The 25,861-nt window shown below is 55.1% G+C and carries 22 protein-coding genes; 17 read left to right on the top strand and 5 right to left on the bottom strand.

Annotation, left to right across the window (positions count from 1 at the left end; all coding sequences use genetic code 11):
• Window positions 1–230: 230 nt before the first annotated feature.
• The 10 genes from TBK1r_RS08765 (at window position 231) to TBK1r_RS08720 (ending at window position 10,729) form a co-directional block, all read left to right on the top strand.
• On the top strand, window positions 231–659 hold the full coding sequence (locus tag TBK1r_RS08765) for an acyltransferase (protein WP_419581138.1): 429 nt from the start codon (window positions 231–233) through the stop codon (window positions 657–659).
• Window positions 660–807: 148 nt separating this feature from the next.
• Window positions 808–2,742, top strand: coding sequence for an asparagine synthase (glutamine-hydrolyzing) (gene asnB, locus TBK1r_RS08760; RefSeq protein ID WP_145209016.1), 1,935 nt, complete (start codon window positions 808–810; stop codon window positions 2,740–2,742).
• Window positions 2,743–3,102: 360 nt separating this feature from the next.
• Entirely contained in the window at window positions 3,103–3,408 is a 306-nt protein-coding gene (locus tag TBK1r_RS08755) for a hypothetical protein (protein WP_145209014.1), read from the top strand.
• 79 nt (window positions 3,409–3,487) lie between these two features.
• Complete coding sequence (locus TBK1r_RS08750) at window positions 3,488–3,931, top strand: helix-turn-helix domain-containing protein (RefSeq protein WP_145209012.1); 444 nt, start codon at window positions 3,488–3,490, stop codon at window positions 3,929–3,931.
• Window positions 3,928–4,623 carry an IS630 family transposase gene (locus TBK1r_RS08745; protein WP_145209010.1) on the top strand — a complete coding sequence of 232 codons (696 nt, stop codon included), beginning with the start codon at window positions 3,928–3,930 and terminating at the stop codon, window positions 4,621–4,623. The genes TBK1r_RS08750 and TBK1r_RS08745 overlap by 4 nt, the downstream gene beginning before the upstream one ends.
• Window positions 4,624–4,902: 279 nt before the next feature.
• Window positions 4,903–5,604, top strand: a complete 702-nt coding sequence (locus TBK1r_RS08740) for an SDR family NAD(P)-dependent oxidoreductase (protein ID WP_145209008.1) — start codon at window positions 4,903–4,905, stop codon at window positions 5,602–5,604.
• A complete protein-coding gene (locus TBK1r_RS08735; protein WP_145209006.1) occupies window positions 5,601–7,040 on the top strand; it encodes an ANL family adenylate-forming protein in 1,440 nt (479 codons plus the stop codon). The genes TBK1r_RS08740 and TBK1r_RS08735 overlap by 4 nt, the downstream gene beginning before the upstream one ends.
• Window positions 7,041–7,262: 222 nt before the next feature.
• A complete protein-coding gene (locus TBK1r_RS08730) occupies window positions 7,263–7,922 on the top strand; it encodes an acyltransferase (RefSeq protein ID WP_145209004.1) in 660 nt (219 codons plus the stop codon).
• Window positions 7,923–8,074: 152 nt separating this feature from the next.
• Window positions 8,075–9,217: an acyltransferase family protein gene (locus tag TBK1r_RS08725; RefSeq protein WP_145209002.1), complete on the top strand. Its 1,143-nt coding sequence runs from the start codon at window positions 8,075–8,077 to the stop codon at window positions 9,215–9,217.
• Between the two features lie 204 nt (window positions 9,218–9,421).
• A complete protein-coding gene (locus TBK1r_RS08720; protein ID WP_145209000.1) occupies window positions 9,422–10,729 on the top strand; it encodes a glycosyltransferase in 1,308 nt (435 codons plus the stop codon).
• A gap of 160 nt (window positions 10,730–10,889) precedes the next feature.
• Here TBK1r_RS08720 and TBK1r_RS08715 read toward each other — a convergent pair whose 3' ends face one another.
• Complete coding sequence (locus TBK1r_RS08715) at window positions 10,890–12,338, bottom strand: IS4 family transposase (RefSeq protein ID WP_145208234.1); 1,449 nt, start codon at window positions 12,336–12,338, stop codon at window positions 10,890–10,892.
• 427 nt (window positions 12,339–12,765) lie between these two features.
• On the opposite strand from TBK1r_RS08715, the gene TBK1r_RS08710 reads away from it, so the two are divergent.
• Window positions 12,766–13,956, top strand: coding sequence for an IS1182 family transposase (locus TBK1r_RS08710; protein ID WP_145208994.1), 1,191 nt, complete (start codon window positions 12,766–12,768; stop codon window positions 13,954–13,956).
• Here the strand turns inward: TBK1r_RS08710 and TBK1r_RS08705 are convergent.
• The 3 genes from TBK1r_RS08705 to tnpA all read right to left on the bottom strand — a co-directional run bounded on the left by TBK1r_RS08705 (window position 13,931) and on the right by tnpA (window position 16,570).
• A complete protein-coding gene (locus TBK1r_RS08705; RefSeq protein WP_145208992.1) occupies window positions 13,931–15,754 on the bottom strand; it encodes an IS66 family transposase in 1,824 nt (607 codons plus the stop codon). The two genes, TBK1r_RS08710 and TBK1r_RS08705, sit on opposite strands and share 26 nt — an antisense overlap.
• 112 nt (window positions 15,755–15,866) lie before the next feature.
• Complete coding sequence (gene tnpB, locus TBK1r_RS08700; protein WP_145207196.1) at window positions 15,867–16,217, bottom strand: IS66 family insertion sequence element accessory protein TnpB; 351 nt, start codon at window positions 16,215–16,217, stop codon at window positions 15,867–15,869.
• On the bottom strand, window positions 16,214–16,570 hold the full coding sequence (gene tnpA, locus TBK1r_RS08695; RefSeq protein ID WP_145207197.1) for an IS66 family insertion sequence element accessory protein TnpA: 357 nt from the start codon (window positions 16,568–16,570) through the stop codon (window positions 16,214–16,216). Before tnpA ends, tnpB begins: the two co-directional genes overlap by 4 nt.
• 1,178 nt (window positions 16,571–17,748) lie before the next feature.
• On the opposite strand from tnpA, the gene TBK1r_RS08690 reads away from it, so the two are divergent.
• The 5 genes from TBK1r_RS08690 (at window position 17,749) to TBK1r_RS08675 (ending at window position 23,697) form a co-directional block, all read left to right on the top strand.
• Window positions 17,749–18,045, top strand: coding sequence for a hypothetical protein (locus tag TBK1r_RS08690; protein ID WP_145208990.1), 297 nt, complete (start codon window positions 17,749–17,751; stop codon window positions 18,043–18,045).
• 72 nt (window positions 18,046–18,117) lie between these two features.
• Window positions 18,118–20,262: a nucleotidyltransferase family protein gene (locus tag TBK1r_RS08685; protein ID WP_145208988.1), complete on the top strand. Its 2,145-nt coding sequence runs from the start codon at window positions 18,118–18,120 to the stop codon at window positions 20,260–20,262.
• A 209-nt stretch (window positions 20,263–20,471) separates the two neighbouring features.
• A complete protein-coding gene (locus TBK1r_RS08680) occupies window positions 20,472–21,866 on the top strand; it encodes a hypothetical protein (protein WP_145208986.1) in 1,395 nt (464 codons plus the stop codon).
• Between the two features lie 508 nt (window positions 21,867–22,374).
• Entirely contained in the window at window positions 22,375–22,710 is a 336-nt protein-coding gene (locus TBK1r_RS38430; protein WP_419581137.1) for a hypothetical protein, read from the top strand.
• Complete coding sequence (locus TBK1r_RS08675; protein WP_145208984.1) at window positions 22,711–23,697, top strand: hypothetical protein; 987 nt, start codon at window positions 22,711–22,713, stop codon at window positions 23,695–23,697. It begins immediately after the preceding gene.
• Between the two features lie 153 nt (window positions 23,698–23,850).
• On the opposite strand, the gene TBK1r_RS08670 is transcribed toward TBK1r_RS08675, so the two are convergent.
• The gene (locus TBK1r_RS08670; protein WP_145208982.1) at window positions 23,851–25,101 is read right to left on the bottom strand and encodes an IS256 family transposase; all 1,251 of its coding nucleotides are present in this window, start codon (window positions 25,099–25,101) and stop codon (window positions 23,851–23,853) included.
• On the opposite strand from TBK1r_RS08670, the gene TBK1r_RS08665 reads away from it, so the two are divergent.
• Window positions 24,989–25,753 carry an IS3 family transposase gene (locus tag TBK1r_RS08665; RefSeq protein ID WP_419581136.1) on the top strand — a complete coding sequence of 255 codons (765 nt, stop codon included), beginning with the start codon at window positions 24,989–24,991 and terminating at the stop codon, window positions 25,751–25,753. The two genes, TBK1r_RS08670 and TBK1r_RS08665, sit on opposite strands and share 113 nt — an antisense overlap.
• Window positions 25,754–25,861: the final 108 nt, after the last annotated feature.

Raw genomic sequence — 25,861 nt, 5'->3', positions numbered from 1 at the left:
GGCTGCCGGACTCCCGCGGTTCGCGTGCAAGTAGCGTGCGAGGTGTTGTTCGAAGGCCCCCCTGTAGTGATGCGCCGCGTTTGCCAAAGCGGATGCTCCAATGTGTGTTTCTCACTCTTGTGGCACCTAGATTGGTCGCGTACGCATTTGCAAAGCTCATTCGTGGGCCTCAGGCCCTGTCTGCGTCAGCCGAGTCAATCGCGAGGCTTCCGGGGTTGCGGGGGGTCTACATGCGTCAAGCGTTCTACCGTTTTGTTCTACAGCACTGTGATGCGGACGCTTACATCGGCTGGAACACAGTGTTTTCAATGGCAGAAGCATCCGTAGGACGACGCGCCTACTTGGGACGATTTTGCAGTATTGGATTTGCTGCGATTGGTGATGAGGCTATGCTCGCCGACGGCGTTCAGGTGTTGAGCGGAGGTCGCGAACATGATCGAGAAAACCCAGTTGCATCACCCCACGAACAAGGGCAGACTTTCCACCGAGTGTCGATCGGTAAAGGTGCTTGGATCGGTGCTGGCGCGATTGTCATGGCGGACGTGGGCGAATTTTCCATCGTTGGCGCGGGTGCGGTGGTCACTAAAGCCGTTCCGGACAGAGTGATCGCGGTCGGGGTCCCGGCTTACGTCGTTAAGCAGATTGACTCAACAAGTTGACTCGAATCATCAGTCAACGTTTCGGTCGGGCCGGACGCGAAGAATAGTTTTATGGCATTGTGAGAGAATCCCAATGCGGCCTATCCAGAAACAGCAGGTGTATTGCTATGCAGTTTTATTACAACGCTTTTACCCGATCTGACTAAACATGTGTGGAATCGCAGGAGTGATTTGGAGTGCTCTCGGAGAGTCAATCGGTGAGGAGGCATTCGATCGAATGACGGATGCTCTTGCACACCGGGGGCCGGACGGGCGGGGAACCTTCTTCAAGCAGTATGCGGATGGATCTGGTGCTGCCCTCGGCCATCGAAGGTTGTCCATCATTGATCTCGTCGGCGGTAAACAGCCGATGTGTAACGAGGACGAATCTGTCTGGGTGTCGTTCAACGGTGAGATTTATAACTATCAAGAACTGCGGCCTGCATTGCAAAGTCAAGGGCATCAATTTCGAACAAGTTCTGATACAGAAACTATTGTCCATCTCTACGAGCAATACGGCCTCGAGTTTGTACGTAAACTGAGAGGTATGTTTGCAATCGCCATCTGGGATGAACGCTTGAGGCGATTGATCTTGGTAAGAGACCGACTCGGGCAAAAGCCGCTGGTGTACCACTGTGACGCAAATCGACTCTTGTTTGCAAGTGAAATTAAAGCACTGCTTGCCATTGAAAACGTGCCGCGGGAAATTCGCGAACAGGGGATCGATGAATATTTGACGTACGGTTACATTCCGCATCCGCGGACAATTTACCATAAGATCCATAAGTTGCCTCCTGCCCACATGGCGGTTTTTGAGAGGGGGCAATTGAGTCTGCACTGCTATTGGAATCCGGCGTTGCTGCCGAATGAAAGTGCGAGCTTATCCGACTTGCAAGATCAGCTTCGCGACGTCGTCACAGAGTCCGTTAAGCTAAGGATGCGAAGCGATGTTCCCCTTGGTGCATTTCTTTCCGGGGGGATCGACTCCACTGTCATCACGGGTGTGATGCAGAGTTTAGCGGTCACGCCGACGAACACCTTTACGATAGGTTTTCCAGTTGATAGTTTTGATGAGTCAGGTTTTGCCCAGACTGCCGCAGGTCACTTAAAAACCAATCACCACTTAATGGAGGTGGAAACCGATTCTGTCAGCCTACTCGACAAGCTCGCGTGGTTGTTTGATGAGCCATTTGCGGATAGTAGTGCAATACCAACCTACTATGTTGCTCAACTAACGCGACAGCATGTCAAAGTAGCGCTCACGGGAGATGGCGGCGATGAGCTTTTTGCCGGTTACGATCGCTATCAAACCGTCGATCGGCTCAGTATGTTCGATCGCTTGCCTTGCGCAGTTCGCCGAATGATGACTGGACCGCTGAAGCATATGCTTCCCGATGGCCCTGAAGCTTCGCTCAGGCACCGGTTGCGACATCGGCTGGAAGTCCTTCGGCAACCGCTTCGGCAACGGTATGCAAGTTGGGTGAGCGGTTTTCATGGTGTTCATCGCGATGCATTGTATCACAAAGAAATGAGGGAAAGTGTCGATCAGTTCGATACGTTGGATTTCATTGAGTGCATCTTAGATTCCACCGAAGGACTGGCGCATGGAGTACGAGCCATGAGGACGGATCTGCACTCTTATCTTCCTTGCGATCTGCTTGCAAAGGTGGACATTACGAGCATGGCCAACGGTATTGAGTGTCGAAGTCCCTTCCTGGACCACCACGTCGTCGAATGTGCTGGACAATTTCGTTTCAAAGATCTGTCTCGGCGAAATTCGGTCAAGCCTGTTTTGGCTAATACATTTCAATCAATGATTCCACGCGAGATTCGCGATCGTCCGAAGATGGGATTTCGTGTTCCACTTGATCGTTGGTTCTCAGGTGACTTGCAATCTTACGCTTACGATACGTTGCTATCGCATGATGCGTTCTGCCACCGCTACTTCCAACCGTCCGCAATTGACTCCCTACTTGATCAACACGCACGCGGTCATGCGCAGCACGGCGACCGAATTTGGAGCCTCTTGTTTCTTGAGTCCTGGGGGCGTCAACAACAGCAAGGCAGCGAGGTGGGCAGCCGATCGCCCTGCTTCAGTGGCTGATATCTTGCCGTTGGAAGCCGACGGGCGGGAGTCGTGCTTCATAAGGTTATTTCGAACCGGGGCAATCGCTGAGGGAGTGTATAGAACAGGCATTCCAAGTTAGTCGCGTGCTCCTAGGGTGCCAACGATTTTATTCCGCTGATCAACGGACAACGGTAGCTGGGGAGTTACTCAAGTGTTAGATTGGGGGGAGGCAGGTCAGCCGCTCTGGATCGACAGGGGCAGTAAAGTCGAGGCTTGTGGCAAAGTTTTATGGCTTGGGTGATGTACATTGTCCTTCATCGACCCCTCGTGCGTTGACAGGACAATTCGTTGGGCTGGATCAACCTTTAAAAGCCGAGATCGAAGGCGGGAAGTTTGATGTCACTGTTATCTCGGGCTGAGATCGAACAATCCATTTTGGATTGCATCAGGCGGTTGAATCAACTGCGGCAATCGAACGACCAACTGGCGGTCGCGCCCGACGCTCAGATCTTCGGAGGCGATAGTCCACTCGATTCGCTCGGACTGGTGACCTTAATGATGGACATCGAAGACCTTTTGGCGGAACGGGGGGCCGAAATCAGCCTCAGCGACGCCCAAGCTATGTCACAGCGACGCAGCCCGTATCGCGATGTTCCCACGCTGGTGGCGTTTATTGAGGAGAAGTTAGTGGCTAGTGGCTAGTGGTGCGTCAGCTTCAAGAATTAGGGTTGGTCTAATCGCGTAAAAGCTTCATGCTTTGGGGAACACGGAGGGTTTTCCAATGCAGAAAAAGTACATCGTTCGGTTGAACGATCAGGAGCGTCGGACGCTCGATGCAATCGTCAAGAAGTTTAGCGGTTCTAGCCAGAAGGTGCGTCGTGCCCAAATCTTGCTTGCTGCGGATGCAGACGATTTGGCATGGACCGATGCGGCGATTGCTGAAGCTTATCGTTGCCGCACCAAGACGGTCGAAAATATACGACAGCGGTTTGTCGAGTTTGGCTTTGAGCAAACACTGCAGGGAAAGAAACGTGCGGAGCCTGCCAGACCTAAATGCCTCAGCGGTCAAGAAGAGGCGAAAATCATCGCCACTCGTCTAGGCAAACCGCCAGCAGGCTATGCCAACTGGTCGCTGAGATTGCTCGCCGAGAAAGTCGTCGAACTGGGGATCTGCGATTCGGTCTCGCATGAAACCGTTCGCCAGACGCTAAAAAAAATCGCATGAATAATCGCAACATCGAGTACTGGGTGATCCCGCCACAGTGCGATGCGGAGTTCGCCGCGAGCATGGAAGATGTGCTAGAAACTTACGAAAAACCGTACGATTCGAGTCATCCGGTGATCTGCATGGATGAACAACCGGTCCAACTGATCAAGGACGTCAACGTTCCGATCGAAGCGACCACCGAACATCCCCGCCGGGTGGACTATGAATACGAACGTGCCGGAGTAGCGAACATTTTCATGTACACCGAGCCGCTGGCAGGATGGCGAGAAGCCTACGCCAGAGAGACCAAGACCAAAGCGGACTGGGCCTTGCTAATGGCTGAGCTGCTTGAGGGACGTTACGCCGATTGCGAGACGGTGACGTTGGTTTGCGACAATCTCAACACGCACACTCGCGGGGCTTTCTACGAAGTGTTTGAGCCGTCTCGAGCACGGGCGTTGGTGAAGCGAATCAACTGGTGCTATACGCCCAAGCACGGTAGCTGGCTCAATATCGCAGAGAACGAGTTAAGCAGCATCACCCGTCAATGTGTTGGCGGGCGACGCATTGGAAGTATTGAGGAGTTGGCCAGAGAGATTGCAGCATGGTCATCGGACATCAATGCAAGACAACGAGGCGTTGACTGGCAGATGAAAATTGACGACGCCCGGGTTAAACTCAAATCCGTCTACCCTAAAATTAGACTTTGACGCACCACTAGTGGCTAGTGGCGCGATGGGGGGCGGGATAGCTGGTTACCGGTGGGATGGCTGATGGATTCGTGGGCTTGGCTGAAGGTTCATCACGAAAGATACGAAAGACACGAAGGGTTGGACGGGATCGGGAATCCCGGTTGGCTTCCTGACCGCATCGCTCCCGCTGATCGATGCCATGACAGACTGACCACTGATTTTCCATGCTTCGTTCATGTTCTTTGCACATTTCGTGGTTTATCCGTCCTGCCCACTAGCAACTAGCCACTTCACTCTATGTCTGATCGGATTGTTTTGGTGACGGGGTGTAGTCGGGGGATTGGGCGGGCGCTGGCGGATCACTTTCTCGATGCGGGCGCGATGGTGGTGGGGTGCTCGCGGTCAGAGATGGATTTGGATTCTGATCGCTTCGTTCACTTTCGAGTTGATTTGACGGATCCCGATGAGGTCGGCGGGATGATGCGAGACATTCGCTCGCGGTTCGGGCGACTGGATGTCTTGATCAACAACGCCGGCATGGCGTCGATGGCGCCGGTCGCGCTGCAACCGCCGGCGGCGTCTCGCAAGGTGGTCGATCTGAATCTGAACGCGGTCGTCGATGTCACCCATGCCGCTATTCGATTGCTTCGCCGCGGTGATCATCCTCGGATCGTCAACTTCTCGACCGTCGCGGTTCCGTTTCGCCTGGAAGGCGAAGCGATTTATTCTGCGACCAAGGCGGCGATCGAACAATGGACCCGAGTTTTGGCGCAGGAACTGGGGGCGTTGAAGATCACCGTTAACGCCGTCGCCCCGACACCGATTCGCACGGATCTGATTCGAGGCATTTCGGAAGAAAAACTCGACGCCTTGATCGGGCGTCAAGCGATTCCACGTTGGGGGACCGTCGATGATGTGATCAACGTGGTCGACTTCTTTGTCAATCCCGCAAGCGATTTTGTCACCGGTCAAGTCGTCTACCTGGGAGGCGCAGGATGAGTTCTTGGCAACAAACGTTTGCCGGTCATGGAGACCAGCCGGCGTTCATCGGCGGCAGCGACGACTCTCGGGTCACGTATCGCGAACTCGCCGAATCCGTCAAGCAACTGTGCCGCGAAATGACCGATGCCGACATCGATGGGACGTCGGTGATCGGATTTCCGGGAAACTATTCGCCGAATAGTCTGGCGATGTTCTTCGCCGTCGCGGATCGGCACGCCACCGCGGTGCCGCTGCCCGAGGCAGCCGATGAACGCATCGACCGGCTCTTGGACATTGCCCTGGCAACCCATCGCATGGGACTGCCGGCGTGCCGCCCCGACTCGCCGCCCGAAAGAATCACGGTCCAACCACAGCCGTCGACTGCTCCGCCCATGCGCGGGGCGGGAAGCGACAGTTTGCGAACGGATGTCACGCCCCAAAACGCGAGTCGGAACGAAGCACATCCCTTGTATCAATCACTCCAGGCATCTGGGCACGCGGGATTGGTGCTGTTCACGTCCGGGACGACCGGTGATCCCAAGGCGGCCGTTCAGGATCTCGATCGGTTGCGGCTACGGTATACCCAGCACCGTGACGTGGGAAAGATGCTGGCGTTCATGCAGATGGACCACATCGGCGGGATCAACACGATGCTGTACGTGTTGACTCATGGCGGCACACTGGTTGTCCCGCGAAGTCGATCGCCACAGGACGTTGCGGCGTGCATCGAAGAACACCGAATCGAAGTGCTTCCGGTTTCGCCGACGTTCCTCAACCTGATGCTGATCACCGGTGTGATCGATCAGTACGATCTTTCATCGCTTCGCCGGGTGACCTATGGATCGGAACCGATGCCCGAGAGCGTCCTGAAACGCCTCGGCCAAGCTCTGCCCGGTGTTGACCTGTTGCAGACCTACGGCACGACGGAAATGGGGATCTTGAAATCAAAATCCGAGAACAACGAATCGCTGTGGATGAAGGTCGGCGGTGATGGCTACGAAACCAAGATCGTCGACGGCAGGCTGTGGATTCGCGCCCAAACGGCGATGCTGGGCTACTTGAACGCTCCGTCACCGTTCGACCAGGACGGCTTCATGGATACCGGTGACGAAGTGGAAATCCGCGGCGAATGGATGCGTGTGATGGGCCGCAAGTCGGAATTCATCAACGTCGGGGGGACGAAGGTCTCACCGATCGAAGTCGAAAGCGTGCTGCTGGAAATGCCGAGTGTCTGTGAAGCAGCCGTCAGTGGCATGGAGCACCCGTTGATGGGGCAAGTCGTCCGCGCCAGCGTCCGACTGGCCGATGCATCAAGTATCGCCGAATTCAAATCCGCCATGCGAAGCCATTGCAAGGATCGATTGCCGCAGGAAGCGATCCCGGTGAAGGTCAGTTTGTCGGAAACCTCAATGGTCACCGATCGATTCAAACGAGCGAGGGGAGAGGGTTGCTAGTTAGCGGTTGGCGGTTAGCAGTTAGCAGTTAGCGGAGCGACAGAGGAGCGACAGAATGCACAATGAGACACACAGACAATCGGCTTGCAAACTAACACTTTCATTGTGCCTTTTCGTGTTTTTGTAGCCGTCCTCCGGTGCCAGCAACATCATTCTGCCCCGTATCATTCTGCCTTGGGTTTCCCATCGTTTTGCCCCCATCGTTTTGCCTAGCCCCCCGTCGTGCAGTCTGAACCCGTTCTCCGCCGCTTGATCAAGATCACCCTCAATACCTCGGCGGCCGTTCTGGTCGCTCCGTCGGTGCTGGTGTGTTACTTGGAGACAAAGCGAGGACCGGGCTATGAGCGTTTCTTTCACGGGTGGGGACAGTTCTATGCCGTGATGCCGGGACTGTTTGGGATGTGTCTGAGACGGGCGTTTTATCGGGGGACGTTGACCGGTTGCAGCATCGATTGCCAGATTGGATTTGGTGTCCTGTTCAATCATCGCGAAGCCATCGTCGGTCCGGAAGTTTATATCGGCCCCTACGCATTGATGGGCCGGGTCAAGCTGGGGCGCGGCAGCTTGATCGGCAGCCGATCCAGTATTTTGAGTACCGGAGAGCACCATGTGATGGACGGTCAGGGCCGTTGGACGACGCCGGATAACCTGTTGTTTCAAATCACCGAGATCGGCGAGTATTGTTGGATCGGCGAGGCTGCGATCGTGATGGCGGGGGTGGGCGACGGCGCGATGATCAGCGCCGGAGCGGTCACGGCGGCAAAGGTTCCCGCATACGTGATGGTTGCCGGCAACCCGGCCCGGTTTGTCAAACGCTTGGTCGAGGAAGATCCGAGCGAGCCGGAAGAAGGTGGCAAAACGATGGGTGCGGTTAGCGGTTAGCGGTTGGCGGTTGGCGGTTAGCAGTTGGCAGTTGGCGGTTAGCAGTCTCGCCGGCATGCACAGCATGCCTTACGAATTGCCTCCAATATCTTGCCTTCTCTCCGACTCGAAGCCGGATCAACACACCCACTAGCCACTAGCCGCTTCCCCACATGCAAATCCCCTATCAACCTTGGATCGATTGGCTGAAAGTCCTCGGGATGGCCGTGATCATTTTTGGTCACTCCGGCGGCGATGATTTGATCCCGATGATCTTCAACCCGATCAATCCCAAGCAATTGGGCGTTTGTCTGTTCGTGTTCGCCACGGCATTCACGCTCGCGAACGAAACGCGGCGACCGCTACAGGTTGTCTACAACCGCTTTTTTGAGGTCTTTGTCCTCGGCGTGTTGCTGGCGATGTTTGTTAGCGTGGTTCAGTGGTTCCGCATCGGCGACATCAACGCATCGAACTACCTGCCGTTCGTCTTTGGGCTGAACGTCTTTTGGGAGAACGCATTTCCGGCCAATCCGACGACCTGGTACGTCGGGACGTACCTGCACCTGTTGGTCGCTTGGGCGGTCGCCTTGCGTTTCTTGCCCGCTCGCTGGTTCATTTTGGCGGGCCTGTTGCTGATCGAGGTCACCGTTCGCAGCGCGTTCATCCACCAGGCCAACGACTTCAATGCCTACATGGTGTTCACCAGTTGGCTGAGTGTGTTTTTCGTGGGGACGTATTTTGGTCGTCTTGCCGGAGAGACGCGCACGGCGGATTCACTCAAGGCGTCGGCCCAAGGCACAGCAGCGGAAAACGCCAAGCCGCGGTCTCCGGTGTCGCCGGCGACTCGCCGCATCGGCATTGCGTTGGCGTTTGCAGCCATGATGTTTGGTTGGCTGGCGATGGTCCAGGGACTGGGGATCACCAAGAGTAATCCGTTTGGCAGGATCGCGGTTGGCGACGACGTGACAACTTCGCTGGTGACCTCGCTGGCGGTGTCGGTGGAATACCTTGTTTACACCCTTTTGCTCTATGGTTTCTTCGTCGGTATTCCGGCAAATCGTTTCGTCCGATTTTTGTCGCAAAACACGCTGTTCGTTTTTTTGGCCCACATGCCGTTTCGGGACGTGGTGACACCATATTACTACTCGCTCTCCGCCGGTGGTTGGACCCGTCAACTGGCCAATTTTTTTGTCCTGTTTGTCTTGCTCGCCTGCATCTCGCACGTCATCCGCCACATCCTTAGTCTGGCGAAGCTTCGCAGACACGTCGGTAACTGGTTGTTTGGTCAGCACCACGTCAAAGCATCGGCAGAGTAGCTTGGGGGTCTTACCAGATTCGCTGGGGCTCATCCAGCCTCGCCTCAGGCTGGCGTCTTGATCGCCGTTGGCGAACCTGGTATCTCGCCTGCAAGTCTGTCGGGGCAAGATCTTCAACCTGTAAGTCAAACAGCGATAGCCAAACCACTAGCCACTCCCTCCTCTCCCCAGCACCACAGGCATGCACAGCATGCCCTACATCCTTTGAAATTTCTCGTTTTCTCTGACGACTGGGGGCGGCATCCGTCCAGCTGCCAGCATTTGATTCGACAACTGTTGCCCGAGCACCAGGTGACGTGGGTCAACACCATCGGCATGCGTCCTCCGCGATTGGATTTGCTTACCGCCCGGCGCGGTGCGGAAAAGCTTGCGGGGTGGGTGCGTCGCGAGCGACGGGAGGTTGAGTTTCAAGTTTCAGGTTCCAAGTTTCAGGTTCCGGATTCCGAGGTGCAAGTTGGGAGTGGTGCGGAGCAGGATTTGGTGAATGGAAGCTCGCAACTCGCATCGCGCAACGCATCGGATCGATCACCGTCGGCAGCCCCGACGGTGATCGACGCGAAAATGTGGCCTTGGATGTCGCGGCGTTGGGATCGCTGGTTGAACCAGAATCTGTTGGCGAAGCAATTGGGCGATGCAGCCGACGGCGCAGTGGCCATCACGACGATCCCGATCGTTGCAGATTTGATCGGCCGGTTGCCGGTCAAGTCCTGGATCTATTACTGCGTGGATGACTTTTCGGTTTGGCCGGGCCTGGACGGCAAAACGCTCGGTCGTCTGGAAGACGAATTGATCGCCAAAGTCGATCGCACCATCGCCGTCAGCGACCATCTGATTGAAAGCCTCGTCAATCGAAACTGCCGCGCTGAGCTCCTGACCCACGGAGTCGACGTCGAGTTTTGGCGCAGCAAGACGGGGCTCGCAGCTCGCGAATCTCCCAGTGAGTCGCAACTTGGAACTTGGAACTTGAAACTTTCAACTATAAATACCCCTCTGATCCTCTTCTGGGGTGTCGTGGACAGGCGGATGAATGCGGATTGGGTGTTGGCGTTGGCGGATTCGTTGGACGCCGGCAAGATCTTGCTCGCCGGTCCCCAGCAGGATCCGGACCCTCGGCTGTTGAATCATGACCGAATCGAATTACCAGGTTCGCTGCCGTTTGAAGAACTGCCCAAACTGGCTCGGGTGGCCGATGTGTTGATCATGCCTTATGCCGACTTGCCGGTCACCCGGGCGATGCAGCCGCTGAAGCTGAAGGAGTACCTGGCCACCGGAAAACCGGTCGTGGTTTCTCCGCTGCCGGCGACGGAAGGTTGGAAAGCGTTTTTGCAGGTGGCACGTGATGCGGGGGAATTCGTTGAAAAGGTGCATGCAAGCCTGACCGACGGTGCTGGCGACGACACAGAGGAAGAACGGGGACGGGAGCTGCGCAAACGCCTGGAAGCGGAGTCCTGGCGAGCGAAATCGCAGCGGTTGCTCGAGTGGATCGAGAAACCGGTTGGCGTGGGATCTTAAGGGGCTGTCCGTTCGGATAAGGGATCGCGGTCGGGGAATCACGGGTCGCGCGGCGGGGCACCGAGGTAGCGGAAAGGCGCGAGCGGGCTGTCGCTATCAAACACAAACTCTCCGGTATCCCGGAGGGATTAAAGCGAGTAGCCGGAGGTCAGCGGAGCGCTTAGGTTTGACCACATCTTTTTACAATCTTCATTGCGTCAACGCCGCAGAGCATCGCTTGGAGGTCGTTCCAGCCTCGCCAAATCGTTTGCCATCCCGGTGGGTGATCGGATTTGCGGTTCTGATGACCGCCGAGTCTCGCCAGTGCATAGAAGAAATCGTGAATTGACCAGTCGGGTTTGATTTGGCCATGTCGCCAAGCGCTCAGCACACTCACGTAGTCGCTGCAGATAACTTCGGTCGCTTTGCGTTTCTTTGCGTCCCAACGACGACTGGCATCACGCATTTGCAGCAGAGTCAACGCCACCACTGAAATCAAAGCGATCGCTGGCTGCAGACGTTCTTCGCTAGTGAATTGCGGGCTCTCAATGCTACATCCTGTTTTCATCCCTTTGTGATACTCTTCAATGATCCAGCGACATTCGTACCAACCGACAACCTGATAGGCATCTTCAAAATCAAGTACGGGTTGGTTTGTAATCAAAAACCATTCCAGACGCTCTTCTCCGGCGGGCGGATCTTCTTCCCAGACTCGAACAACCCAGACGGCAAGCGGATCGTTGCCGTGTTCTCCTAGTTTCTTCGCGGGTGGTTTGATTTGAACCGGGGCAAATGAGACAGCCATCTTCGCCTCACGAGCCCGTCGATTGGCTGATTTCTTTTTGCCTTTGCGAACCCGTACTTTCTTGTCGACTTTGCTCGTTACCGATAACGTCCAGTGTCCTGCTGGCGGAAGGCTGGCAGCATAGTTGCGAAGGTAACAGGCTTGATCGCTACTGCCTTGATCGCCATGTCCAGGAATGATCGCCCGATTATGAGAGGCACGAATGACGAACCTACGGCCGCTGGCCAATTCATGTTCGAGGAACTCGAACGTGTCAGCTCCTCGATCACAAACATCAACGAGTTTCTCGCTGTTAGCCAGTGGATCGGCACCGCGCAACCACAATCGACTCTCTCGTGATTCACGCTTGCGTTTCTGAGCGGTCAGTTCGTCTTTGGGAGCATCCTCCCGATGGTGCAAAACCTGATTGTACAATCCAATTACTTGCCGTGTTTTCGGGTTCACGGCCAAGCTGTTTTGCGCGATGTACCCACGGCGATTGCCGTTGCCAATTTGGCCCATGTCATCGGAAAGTGACTTGTGATTGGTAAAATCCAGCTCGGTGGCATCATGAAGAATCAGGACTGGGCCTCTGATTTGCTTGATCTTGAGACAGGTTGCCTCACGATGAGATGCGAGAATTGCCTCATGCGTCACCTGGTCACGGTCCATCAACCGGTAGAAAGCCCTGAGGTCTTTGGGGCTATTGAATTTCTGTGGCAATGTTCCACTTGGTCGTCGAGCCATCGAGTCAGCGAGTTGTACGAGACGATTTGTTCTACGTTTGTCGCCGAGTTGAGCGTTGGCAAAGTTGACTTGTCCAAATGTCTGCAGGGGCAAAACCATGGGGGGCCTTCCGTGATACGAGTGCTGGTAGCCATTCCGTCACCAGCAACCATCTCAACCCGCCGTCGCGAATCAATCGCAGCGTGTGTTCCACGCCACGGTTCCCACAGGGAAAAAACTCCAGGCATCGCCAAATTACCAGATCAACCTTACCAAGCTTGACTCATTTACAAAGATCAACAATTGGTTTCACAGCCGCGCCAACTCGACACATCCGCCGGCAAACAAAAAGATGTGGTCAAACCTAAGGCGGAGCGCCACCTCCGGGAAACCCGTCGCGGAAATCCCCTCGACCCCGGCGGGCAACGCTGTGAAGCATTTATTCCCTGCGTTTGACGACGTGTTAGCGGCAGGGCGCAAGCCCTCCGAGGCTGTGAATAATTGGGCTGACGGTTGTTTGATTTAATTTTGGCGCTAAATTTATCGCATGAATAATCCAAGCAATGCTACTCAGCGTGGACAAGCTCGTACCAATCGGCCCGAGCGAACTCAGATCGAGATGCGGATGCTCTCGCTGGACCAACTCGTCGCCAGCGATCATCGCGTGCGACTGGTTTGGGCCTACTGCCAGTCGCTGGATCTGTCTCCCTTCTACCAGCCGATCAAAGCACGCCAAGGAACACGTGGACGAAACCCCATCGATCCCAGGATTCTCTTCGCGTTGTGGTTCTATGCCACCCTCGAAGGAATCACCAGCGCGCGACGAATCGCAGAGCTTACGACACGCGATTTTTGCTACCTGTGGATCTGCGGCGGAGTAACGGTCAACTATCACACGCTGAGTGATTTTCGCACCAAGCACACTGAAGAGTTGGAACAGCTGCTGAGCGATTCAATTACCGTCCTTCTCAATGAAAAACTGATCACGCTGGAAACGATTGGTCAGGATGGCATGCGCGTGCGTGCTTCGGCGGGCAGCAGTTCGTTTCGATCGGAGCCGACGTTGCAAAGGATGCAGGAGGAAGCGGAGAAGTATCTTGAAGAACTCAAAGAACAATCCGAGCAAGAGAACCAAGCCGATGTCTCAGTCGCGCAGCAAGCCGCTCGAGAGCGTGCCGCCGAAGAACGGCTCGAACGTATCAAAGCCGCTCAAGAGAACCTTGAGGAACTCGAGCGCCGCCGCCGGGAAAAGAAGTCTCGCAAAAGTAAATCAACTCCACGAGCGTCGACGACGGACCCCGAAGCGGTTCGGATGAAGATGGGCGATGGCGGCTTTCGTCCGGCGTTTAATGTGCAGTTTGCAACCGACGGCGAGACGCGAATCGTTGTCGGCGTGGACGTGAACAATCAAGGCAGTGACATGGGGCAGATGCTTCCGGTATTTGAGTCGGTGTGTTCGACGTACGGTGTCGTGCCGGGGCAGTACCTAGTTGATGGTGGTTTTATCAAAGCATCGGATATCGACGCGTTGGATGCCGCTGGGACGACGGTCTACGGTGCTGTCAAAGGTGCCGAGAAAGACGTCGCCGATGGCAAAGCCCCTTATCAAGCGAAGTCCACTGACAGCGAAGCGATGGGGCGTTTTCGCGAGCGGATGGGGGCAGAGGAAGCTCAAGCGATTTACCAGCAACGTAACCGTACACCAGAACCAGTTAGCGACGTCTGGTTGACTTGTTGAGGAGGCGGCGGCGGGCTCGGCGGGTGCGTTTGCGGTCGGCGGCTTGGCGGCGTTCGTCCTGCCTGTACTCGCGAATCGATTCAGGGTGCTCCGCTTTCCATGCGTGGGGAGTCAGTACGGACCAGTCTGTCTCGCCGGCGAGCGCCCTCCGTAAGACATCGTCCAAGTACGCTCGCACGTCCAAGTCGTTGCGGATCGCGCTGCCGATGATCGTTAGCAGGTTCGCGGCTCGCTCTCCTGAAGCCACCGAGCCCTTAAAGAGCCAGTTCTTCCTTCCCGTGGCGACGCGTTTCATCAACTGCTCGCAATCGTTATTGTCCAGCGGAATCGTCGCGTCCTCGGTGAAGCGGCACAGTGCTTCCCAGTGACGTCGCACATAGCCAGACGCCACACCGAGATTGCTCTTGGGAAGAACCGACGGTGACTGCATCGCTTCGCTGTCGAGGTACTCCGCGATCTGGTCGAGAACATGACGCGATAAGCTTTGACGTCGCGCAAGACGCGCTGCATCGTCAAGCTCCTTGATCTGGTCTTCTACGTCGTAAAGCATCCGAATCAGCGACTCCAACTTCGCCACTTGCAGAGGGAACGCACCGCGACACTCATCGATCTTGCGACGCGCATGCGCCCAGCATGCCGCGAACGTGATTCGCGAGTCACTTCGTAGATCGATCTTTTGAAAACCCGACCAGCAGTCTCCTAGGACGTTGCCTTTAAAATCACTCAGTACATCATCCGGTCCATCGCGGTGACGACTCACCGTAAAATCGAACACCACCACCGGAAGACGTGAAGCGTAGTAGCCCCACATGTTTGCGTTGATGCTTGGCTTGCCGGACTCGATCGCATTTCCAAGCACTTCGCCGATCCGCTTGCCGCGGGGATGTTCCGATAGGTCAGGCATGGCCTTCGGTGTGATCAACAACACACCGGTGTCGTCGCAGCCGACCGTTCGATCGTGCTTCAAAACGCTTCGCAAGTAATCAGCAAGCGGACGCAGCGCGAACTCGACGGCCGTTTCGATGTTCCCCAATGTGCTGCGACTGGGCGTCCAGCCACTGCCGGCGAACAGATCTTGCTGACGATAAAACGGCAGGTGATAGAAGTATTTCCAGGCCACAACTTCGACTCCAATCGAGGCGTCAAAGCGATCGCCTTCGACCAGACCGGTGGGACGCTCGGGAGTGACGATTCCTTGTGATTTGTCGGTCGGGTGAGCGTACTTGGCATACTTGGTCACCCGGACTTTCAGTTCACCGGCGGTGCTTTCGAGCGTCTCGACTTCGTCATAGCCGATCAGGATGAGGCCTTTGCGTTGGGCTTCGGGCAGGTCGACGATCTTTTCGTATCGCGGCAAGTGTTCGGGGAACTTGCGGTCGCTTGGTTCCGGACGTTTCTTTCTGCGTTTCTTGTTTGCCTCTTCGGCGTCATCGACAATCTGTTCGGCCTCGCGAATGGCTTCTTCCAGCGCGCTGACCACCTCGGGCGTGGGCTCTTCTCCGAGATCCAAAAACAACTGGCCTTCGCCATCGACGCGTCGTTCACTCTTGCGCCCGTAGAGTTGTTTGAGCAGTTTTTCGATCTTCAGGTTTAGCTCGATGACCTTCTCGTCGAGCTTGTCGTGATCGGCTTTGAGTTCCAGGACGCTATGAGCTTGCTCCTCGATCAGCTTGTCTTTGAGCGATAGCTCGGTGGCCTGCTTGCCAATGATCTGTTGATGTTCGCCGACCTGCGATTGCAGCTCTGCAATCAGTTGATGGCAAGCGTCGATGTCGTTTGGAAGAGGCTTCGAATTCATGATGGCGACATTATAAATTTCACTCCAAATCGCGCAAAGCAAGGCGCGAAAAAACCGGCTCCGCGAAACAAATTTCGTGGAGCCGGTTCGTTTCGAGTCGATTGGCGATGGGCTAAGCTGCCATTCGTTTGCGTCGGGTCTTGGCCGCTTTCAGTGACACTCCTGCGATCCACATGGCCAGTTCGACGTTATCGATCACGATGTGCGAGCTGCCGTCCTCTGCCTTTGGTATTTCGACGGTGCCTTGTTCGAGCCTTCGATACCAGAGCGTCAGTCCGCCGGTTTCCCACCACAGGGCTTTGATGCGATCGCGTCTGCGATTGACGAACAGGAACAACGAACCATCGGTCACGCTGTGATTCATCGCAGTGGTGACGATGCCGGTCAGTCCGTCGAAGCCTTTGCGAAAATCGACCGGTTCGGTGCAAAGATAAATCGGCACACCGGAGGGCAACCCGATCATGGCCGGGCCTCCGGCTGTTGGCTTGGTTGCCGATCCGTCGGGACCTCCACGCGGATTCGAATGCCGCCGGGAAGTTCGATGGTGGTGCAGGCAGTCGCCGGGCCGACGACCCGATCAGGCTCGCCAGCCTGATCGCCGGGCAGGCCAGGTAGGCGAAGCGGCACGAACTGGACGTTCGGCTCGCCTGGCTCTGGCTCGAGGAGTGCTGGCGACTGGCGCAGCTTTTTCTTCCATTGATAGAAGGACGGCTGCGAGACGCCTTCATTTCGACAGAACTGGGCGACGGTCATTCGCGAGCGATCAAATCGACGCAACCGTTCCTGCCAAACCTTGGCAGTTTTGGATCGGGGCATGAGTTTTCTCCGTTTGGTGAAACGAAACAAAACCCACCACGGTAAACTCCGCGCCTACAACGGTTCTGGTGTACGGTTACCCAGCAACGGCCCTCCATTGCGGAGTTCCCCAATGCGGAGTGCCGCAACCGTGGGCTGAATCAATTTCGTGTTCGCGGTCAACGCAAAGCCCTTGGTCAAACACTATGGCACGTGCTGGTGAATAACTTCAATCGATTCCAACACATGGGTTTCTTACCGAAATTGATGGGGGAGCATAGCGCGCAGACTACTGCAAATTGAGTTAATAGCGGTGAATCGAGCCAAAAGAGCTCGATTCGCAAACCAACTTAGGAGGCCTTCCTGCTCAGCCGCCTTCAAATGGGGATCGGCAGGAGCAACTACGACCGAAGATTCTCTGTCCGTTTTTGAAATAGCGTCAAAAACGAAGGTGAGTGCTGCGGTAAGCCAAATATTCACAGCCTCTCCGGTCCCTCATCGATCCCGAAACACCGGAGAGGCTTGCGCCCAATACCACTAAAAATGCTTCACAGCGTTGCACACCGGGAACGCCGCGAATGGATTCGCCGGCGGTGCCGCAGTCCGCGTCGCAAAACGAATTGATCGGGATGCTTGTGCGCCGGGCCGCCGACCGGGGCGTACCGCTCAGCCAAGCGTAGTTTCCTCGGGTTGAGGCCCGCAGGCTCGCGCCAAACGGCTGATCTAGGCGTTTCTTCGCGCCCCAAAGCCCGCCAAAAACATGCATTGTCACCACCCCTCTGGAGTACTGGTCGTAGGCGGGGGGCGAATCGTATTCAAAGTTTGGGCGCGTCAATTTGATTCTGCCGATATTTGGTCAAAATCAGTTTATTGCGGGTATTCTCGGTAGAAAACGCAGTTAATCTAGGAGCGTGGCGAGGATGAACCGACCGCGACAATCTGAACAAAGGTGTAGTTCAAAGAGCTTCATCACGCGGAGCAATCAACTATGGAATTTGAGTCAAAACAACCTGTGAACGAATCAAAGCCCGACGCCGAAACGACGAAGCCGATTGCCCGAACGGGTAACCAAAGTCGACGGTTGCTAATCACCGCCGCGATCGCAACGCCAGCGATCATCGCCACCAGTGCTCAGACGGCACGAGCGAACGGTACGTCTCCATCGGCCTCGTCGACCGGTTCTTAGTGCATCCCGGTTGATGGAACGCTGGATCATCATTGGCGATGAGGCTGTCATCGAGCAGCTCTCTGATTCCGCGTGGGCTGTCTTCAATGCCCACTATTGGGATTCTGCCGTCTTCGGCCCAATTGATATGGCGGTCTACGATCATCTGCGTCAATCTGGTGGCCCCGTCTCAACCACTTCGCTCGTCGAAGCTCTCGCGGCAGACACCGATTCATATGAGCGGGAGGCCCTTTCCAAGTATTGCGTCGAATGCCTGCGGCAGATGGAAACGCTGGGATACGTTCATGCAGTCGAGCCCGGGCAACGCTGATTCGATTCGGTGTCGCAATCGTTGTTGAGCACTGCGGGGCCAGTCAAAACGTCAACTGCCGGAGCGAACGGAGTGTTGATCAAGGATGTCGCATTAACGGAGGTTTTCGCATCTCTGCGCAGCGAGGGACTCGGGTTTTCCTTTGGTCCCTACGAGTTTCGCATTCGCAGCGATCTTCGGGTCATCGCCGAGGCGATCCATGTGCTGCAGGCCCACCGGGAATTTCGACAGGCTGAATCGCTTCCCGATTTCACGTTGGATTTTCAAGCGGGACGTGAGCGGTTTCGCCATGTGACGATTTGTAGCGTCGACGGCGTGATCTGGCATACGTGGCCCAAGCGGTTGTCGGTTGCGGCGATGGAATGGATCACGAGCTGGTGTTTCTTTCGCCAGTCGTACAACCATTTGGCGTTCCATGCTGCAGCGGCAGTGCTCCCTGGAACCGACCAAGCGATTGTCTTTCCCGGCGATTCAGGCGCCGGCAAAAGCACGCTTGCTTCGACGCTGATGCTCTCCGGATGGAAACTGTTGAGCGACGAAACGGCGTTGTTCAATCTGGACGCTCAGAGGGTGTATGGACTTGGACGCCCGACCATCTTGAAAGGCCATTCGTTAGACCTGATCAGGGAACGATTCGGCGATCAAGCGGCGTTCGGCCCGCAGGCCAAAATCCTAGATCCACCGAGTGCGATCGCGCACCTGCGACCGACTCCGGAATCGGTGGCAAATTCAGGAGCGACGTTCCCGATCGGGGCGTTCGTGTTGCCGTACCGATCCCCTGATCCTTCGACGCCGTGCCAGTTTGAGCGGCTTTCGATTGACGAGATCTTTGTTCAGCTCACGCAGCTAGGGATCAACTATCGGATGATGGGGCGGCGAGGCTTCGACGACACCATTCGTTTGGCCCGGACGGTGCCTGCCTATCGATTGCGATACCATGATGCGGGCGATGCGGAGCGTTACTTGCGCGAGCAAGATTTGTTTGCGACTGCATCACCGGCCGTCGTCGACGAACCTGTCGGCGCTGCCGAGCAACGGTTGGCCTTTAAACGCGACACGACGTCAAACCGAAGCGCGCGGACGAGTCAAGTGGATGTTTGTGCTGATGACGGCGGGGACCTGGAAACCGAACGCGATCCCGCGGAGGTGTTGCGGCTTGTCAATCGTCTTCGTGAAGACCCAGCCGTATGCCTTCACTGGGATCTGCGAACCTGGGACCGAGCCATTCGATTTGCCAACCACACTTCATCGCTGGCACAAATTGCCCACGACCTTCAGCGTGGCGGACATGTCGAACAATTGCCAGCCGGTGTTCGATCACGACTCGCGCGTGAGAACTGGCTGACGGCGTTCAACCATCGGATCATTCGCTACGAGACCGATGCCGTGGGGCGAATTCTCGCGCCGCTGAATGTCCCTTTGGTGCTGTTAAAAGGAAGCGCGTATCTGACCGCGGGATGCGACTGGGCGGCCGGACGCACGACAGGCGACATCGACCTTTTGGTTCGCCAGCAGGACCTGGATCGTGTCGATCGTTTGATGCGTGAAAATGAATTCGCACCTAATGACTCCAACAGCGAGCGAGACGAACAATACTATCGCCGCTGGTTGCACGAGTTGGCGCCTCGCCGTCACGTGTACCGTGGCATTGAAATTGATTTGCACTTCCGCTTGCTTCCGGTTTGCGATCCATTTTCATTCGAAACGAACGAATTCATCGAGCGTTCCCGACCGATCGAGGGTGGGCCGTATCGCTGGCTTGATCCGGTTGACGGCGTGATTCATTCCACGATCAATTTGGGGCATACCGGTGAGTATCGGCGTGCGTTTCGCGATCTTTGGGATTTACGTCATTTGATCGAGCAAGCGGATGACGTGACTGATTTTGACTGGAGTGAGCTTGCAACACGAACGGTCAGCCTAGGCTTGATCAAAACGGTTACCGGCGTGCTCGTGTTGGCCAGCGAATTGATCGGACTGTCGATTCCAGAGGGTTGGGTCCGCGAGATTTCTGGAAAGTCAGAAAGCGACGTTCGCCAAAGTATGGTTTATCGACTGATGCGGAGTGCGGCCCTACCCTCCGGTCGTGCCTATCGATCACGACGCAGGCGAGTGGCAAATTGGTTCATGGAGCACTATCCGGTCCCCAAGATTCAGACATGGTTAGATCCGCTCACCTGGACCAAACGGATCAGATTCGTCCGAGGTGGCCAATAGCATTGCCCTCTCTCTTCGCAGTGCTCCGGAGTCGATGCCAGACACTATTGTCAATTGCCAAATTGGCATTGGGGCGAACGCAGGGTGACGTCAAATTCTTTTCGTCATGGGGCACGCGAGGGATCGCACCGTTGTCGCAACTAATTGGCATCGTTTTGGAAAATACAGATACAATGAGATCACACTTATCAATACGGATGGGAAGCAAGATGAATTCAGCGCGCAAAATCGTGACGGACCAAACTCCATTCCACGCCTGGGCAATCACGATTGCGACGATCCTGATACTTGGTAGCAACGTCGCCGCCCAACTCCCAGGCTACGAGATCCCCTCGACGTCTGGGTCTGGGAAATCGGGGGCTGACGCCAAGTTAACCCTGAAATACTTAGGTTGCACGACATGCGACGAGGAGGCCGGCGAATGCCTAATTGGCGCGGCAGGTGCCAGGGTTGCCTATGCGGGAGGCAGAAGATTCTACGTACGAGGAAAACGGGTTTTAGCTAGCCCCGGAAAGTATGGTGGATTGTCGGACGCTGTTGCGCTGCTGCAATTTCCAGCTCCAAAGATCGTTACTTCGACTATTTCCATTCCTCGCGCTTCGAAAACTCCATTGGCGTCTATCGCGTCGGTCAGCGCAATCGATGAGAACAACCCCGACCAGGGCCAAGCAGAAGGCTTCGCAGTAATCGATGAGAAACTCTACTTCACGATGTTCGAGTTTTACAACACGGCGGCGGACGACACACAATTTGACTTGGGGAGATGTAATTTAGATTTTTCGAACCGGGAGTTATTTCGCGTGACCGACCGGGGCGGAGTCTTGACGAAAACCAGACGCAACCAATTCGCAATGCACAACCGAATTTCCAAGTACATTATCGAGCTTCCCGAATCTTGGCAGGCCGCCCACCCGAAACTTGCAAATTGCGAGGCGATCGTAGGAGGCATTGCCATGACGGGCAGTGGGTCAACTTCGTTTGGCCCCCCTGCATTTGCCTTGGATTTCGAGACGATGGACACAATTCCTTTGGCATTTTGGACGAACAGCAATCCGCTCTTGCTGCAAAATCCAACAAATGACGGAATCAATTATTCTAAACCCATTCGATTTCATAACCGATCGATTTGGGCCAGCTACAAAGCTCCTTACCAGCACATCAAGCACACAGACGACATCGTCGACGCGACAATCGTGGGCGACAAACTGATCGCCATCGTCGGCGTCGGACTGGGGTGGGTTGACTACAAGCCAAAGGATAAAAAAGGTAACCAGATCAGCGGCTATGCCGCGAACGGGTACGAATTGCGATTGCTCGTATTTCCTCTTTCCGAGTACGTGAAGACGCTGGATGGACGATCCCCGTTCCAAGTACGACACACGCAAGAGATTTTGGTAAAGCTGCCGTATCTCGATAGCAACATGTGGAGTTGGGGAGGCAAGCGAGACGCCAATTCGGAAATTTTTTTGAACAAACGAGAGCAGGTAGGAATTTGCTACCTGCCCGATGTCCAGGAATTAGTTGTGGTCCAGCAGAAAGCCAATCTAAGCATCAACCGATTTGAGCCGCCGCCGATCTTTTGGCACTACCGACTTGTGCAGTGACTACCATGGCCCTCTGGCCCCCGTTCAGGCCCGAAGAAATCTACGCAAGGTGGTCCAGGAATGTCTGCAACAAGAAGTGTCTACCGACTTCAATCGCTCCGATTGGATGTCAAACTTGACAAAGAGGCTTACCAATTTCACCTTCAGTGAGCTTCAGGTCGGTTGGGGGGGGGCGGTTACGGAATATAGGGCATCTAAGTCCGCTGCCCCCCCTCCCTCTTGATTGCATGCCACTCCCCCGTGCAAAGAGTGGCAGGCGGTGATTAAACTAGGCGACGGAGCAGGAGAGGAATCGAAAACTTTTTGTGAGATTCGCTCGCGGCATATGTCCCAAGTGGTCGAACGGCGGAGATGGGAGGGCTGACACTAATCTAAATACGGGTTTTGGACGCCAAAACATAGCCCCACATGCGGAATGGCGGCGTGATCCAAATTTTCTACGTAAATCGGAAGAGTGGTAAGCGGACGGACATTGCTTCCCCAACGAGTGTTGATTACACTACATTGCATGTTTACTCGATTCCTGCTCATCGTCGTCGCAGCTCTCGCGAGCGGAACCGCTCACGCGGGGGTGCTGGTATTCAGCGATGGGCCATCTGTCGAGCAGAATCGCGTTGGCTCTTTGGACGTGGCCCCAGTCCATGACCACCAGGTTGTTCGTGTTGACAAGGATGATCCGGGAATGACCTGCGCAAGTTCGACCATTGTTACGCAGGTGGAATTCCACTGCTCGGTTGCAGGTTTTATTCCAAGTGAGCCTCCGCTTTCGGTGTCTTCAGTCATCATCGCGAACTCGGTACTTCCTTGCCAGCCCTATGGAGATGGACTACTGAAGCCGGCCTAGATGAAGTTGCTAGGGTTTTTCAATAGTGCAACTTTTTCTAAATTTACCTTTGAGGGTTTCGGTATGTTTCGTTACTTTTCGTCGCTTGTGCTAGTTGTGGGGCTATCTGTCTCATGTAATGCTGGCTATCTCAATTCGATCCTTACGTTTAACGGTATCGCGGACAGTATTGACAATACCGCACCAGGGTTGGTGGGTATCATCGATAACGGCGGCGGTCCAGGGCTCCACGTTGGTGATGTGGGGTTTGGGTTTGTGACATCTAACACAGTCTCGAACGACGGTACAGGTACGCCGGGTACTGTCAGTCGAACTATTGTTACCATGTTCGCTGCTGAAGTTGCGTCGTCTGCAACGCCGGGTCTGTTCAGTTTGGTTGCTCCAACAGCACCTGGGCAAACGCTGTTCGGACTCTTGTCGGCAGCATCGAATGGCTTCGCTGCGCAGTTTGACACCGCATCGCTAAAGTCTGACACGATTGCAATGGTGATTTCGTCGAATTTCCCTCAAGGAACCGGCGCGTTGACCGGCGCAAGCGGTCCGACGACGAGCGATTGGCTTAGCGCTGCCGAATTCAGTCCGACTAACTATGATTTCGAAGCGCTGCTAGATATCAGTGATGGTGGGTTCTTTGACTTGTTTACTTTTGCTGCACCTCCCATTACGAGTGGAATTCAGTCTGGTGGGTTCAGCGTAACCAAGCATGCGCTTGACCCGAGTACGATCTTTGTACCAGTCCCAGCTACAAAACTGCCCAGTGGTTCTCAGGTTCTTGTTGACGTTGGTTTGGGTCCGTTGTTCGTTTCCCCGTCTCTAGACGGGCAACCCAATAAGGCCAAAGAGCGAGGTTGGGTGTTGACCGGATCGGTAAGTTCCGTCACCATCAACGTAGTGCCGGAGCCATCATCCGCAATGTGTTTCGCCGCGATTGCACTGGCGACTGTTTGCGGAGTTCGAAGGCGACGTGGCCAAGTGGCGCAGGCGTAAGCCCGTTTCAGACGTTTTGTACATAATCGATGGGCCTCTTTGCTTTATGCAGGGAGGCTTTTTTTTGTTGGTAATAGCAGAACTGCAGACTTTAAACAGAGGCCATAGTATGTTGCGGGCCTGTCCAAAACTTTGTGTCACCGGTTCAGTTGTTTAGTATCGGTGGCTCGGCGGTAGTCGGCCCTCAAAGAGGATTGCAAAGTGGTTGAGTGCTTGCTTCCAATACTTGATCGGGCGGGTCCAGCGTTTGGATGCCTCCATGATCGCCATATAGATCAACTTGGTTGCTGAGTCCTGGCTCGGGTAGATCTTGCGGTTCTTAGTAAACTTGCGAATCGTGCTGTTGACCGACTCGATTGCGTTGGTCGTGTAGATCACCTTACGAATCTCGGGCGGGAAGTCAAACAGTGTGATGATGTCCGTCCACTTATTTCGCCACTGCCGCGAGATCGTCGGATACTTCTTGTCCCATTTCTCCGAGAACCGCTCCAGTTCGCTTTCAGCCTCTTCGGTTGTCGATGCGCGGTAGATTGATTTTAGATCACCTGCGACTGCCTTGCTGTCTTCATGCGAGACGTAGCGAAGGGCGGCGCGAACCAGGTGCACCAAGCAAAGCTGAATTCGAGCTTGTGGAAAGGCGGCTCGAATGGCTTCGGGGAACCCGGCAAGGCCGTCGACACAGCATACGAAGATGTCGGAAAGTCCGCGGTTTTTCAGGTCGGTTAAGCAGTTCAACCAGAATTTCGCCCCCTCGGTTTCAGCGATCCAGAGGCCCAAGAGCTCTTTCTTACCATCCAGATTGATTCCCAAAGCAACGTAAATCGTGTGGGGGCTGACCTTGGCCGATGCACCCCGAACGTTGACGACGATCCCATCGAAATAGACGATCGGACACACCGGATCGAGACGCCTCGACTGCCAAGTCTTTAGCTCGGCTTCCAGGTCCTCGGTGACGCTAGCGATCAGCGTTGGTGAAACATCCACGCCGTAGAGGTCTTTGACGATCTGCTGGATGTCGCGGGTGGTCAATCCTTTTGCGTAGAGGGCCAGGATTTTGTCATCGAATCCATCAATGCGACGCCGGTGCTTTTCAATGATCTTCGGCTCAAACGTCGAGTCTCGATCCCGAGGTGTTTCGATCTCCAGTTCCCCAAAGTCACCCTTGAGCTTCTTTGAAGAATGTCCGTTGCGACAGTTGTTTCGTTTTTCTTTGGAAGGCGTGCTGCCGGAGGCCGGTTCGGATTGTTCTTGATCGAGATGGTGATCGAGTTCGGAGTTGAGCATCGTTTCGATGCCCGACTTCATCATTGTCTTGACCAATGCGTTCAATTCACCGATGCTCGAAGCATTGCGAGCAAATTCAGCAGCAAGTTGTTCGACTTGCTCTTTCGTCTTGGAATCCATGGGAAGGGGCTCCTGCAGGAGAAGGTGTTTGGGTCAGCTTACAGTTATTGCTGGCAAACACAAAATTCCTGACAGGCCCACACCCGATTCCAATCACGATCAGCCGATCGCCCCCAATCGACTCAACCAAGACTTCTCGACAGAAGACATCAATCAAGTCTGGCTTACCGACATCACCTACATCCCTACAAAAGAAGGATTCACCTACCTGTGCGCGTTTGTCGACCTGCATTCACGAAAGATCATCGGATGGAAAACCAGTCGTAAGATCGATTCCGAGCTGGTGATTGAATCGCTCGATCAAGCGATCGTGTTTCGTTCCCCAAGTGCGGGGTTGATCGTCCACAGCGATCGCGGTTCTCGGTATGCGAGCGCGGCATTTCGACGCCGGTTGGTCGAACGTGAACTTGTTCAGAGCATGAGTCGCCGCGGGAACTGCTACGACAACGCACCGATGGAATTTTTCTTCAAGAGCTGCAAGACCGAGGAAGTCCAAGAAGTCTACGGCACCCATGAACACGCCACACGCGGCGTGTCAGATTACATCGAACAATTTTACAACCCTCGCCGCATGCACTCGTCACTGGACTACCGAAGCCCAATCGACTTTGAGCATGCGATTGCCAGAACGTCACTCGTTGGTGAAACCTGATCCATCAGGGCTCGCTATTTACCTTCCCGTTAAGATCGGTCCACTGTCAACTTTTCGTGGGCAACTCCATGTTGTGAGTGCCGCCGCTGATCGACAGTTTGGCAATGC

Source organism: Stieleria magnilauensis, from assembly GCA_007753675.1.
Classification (GTDB): Bacteria; Planctomycetota; Planctomycetia; order Pirellulales; family Pirellulaceae; genus Stieleria; species Stieleria magnilauensis.
The sequence above is the reverse complement of the archived record's forward strand: the minus strand, read 5'-3'. Positions and strand labels throughout refer to the sequence as shown.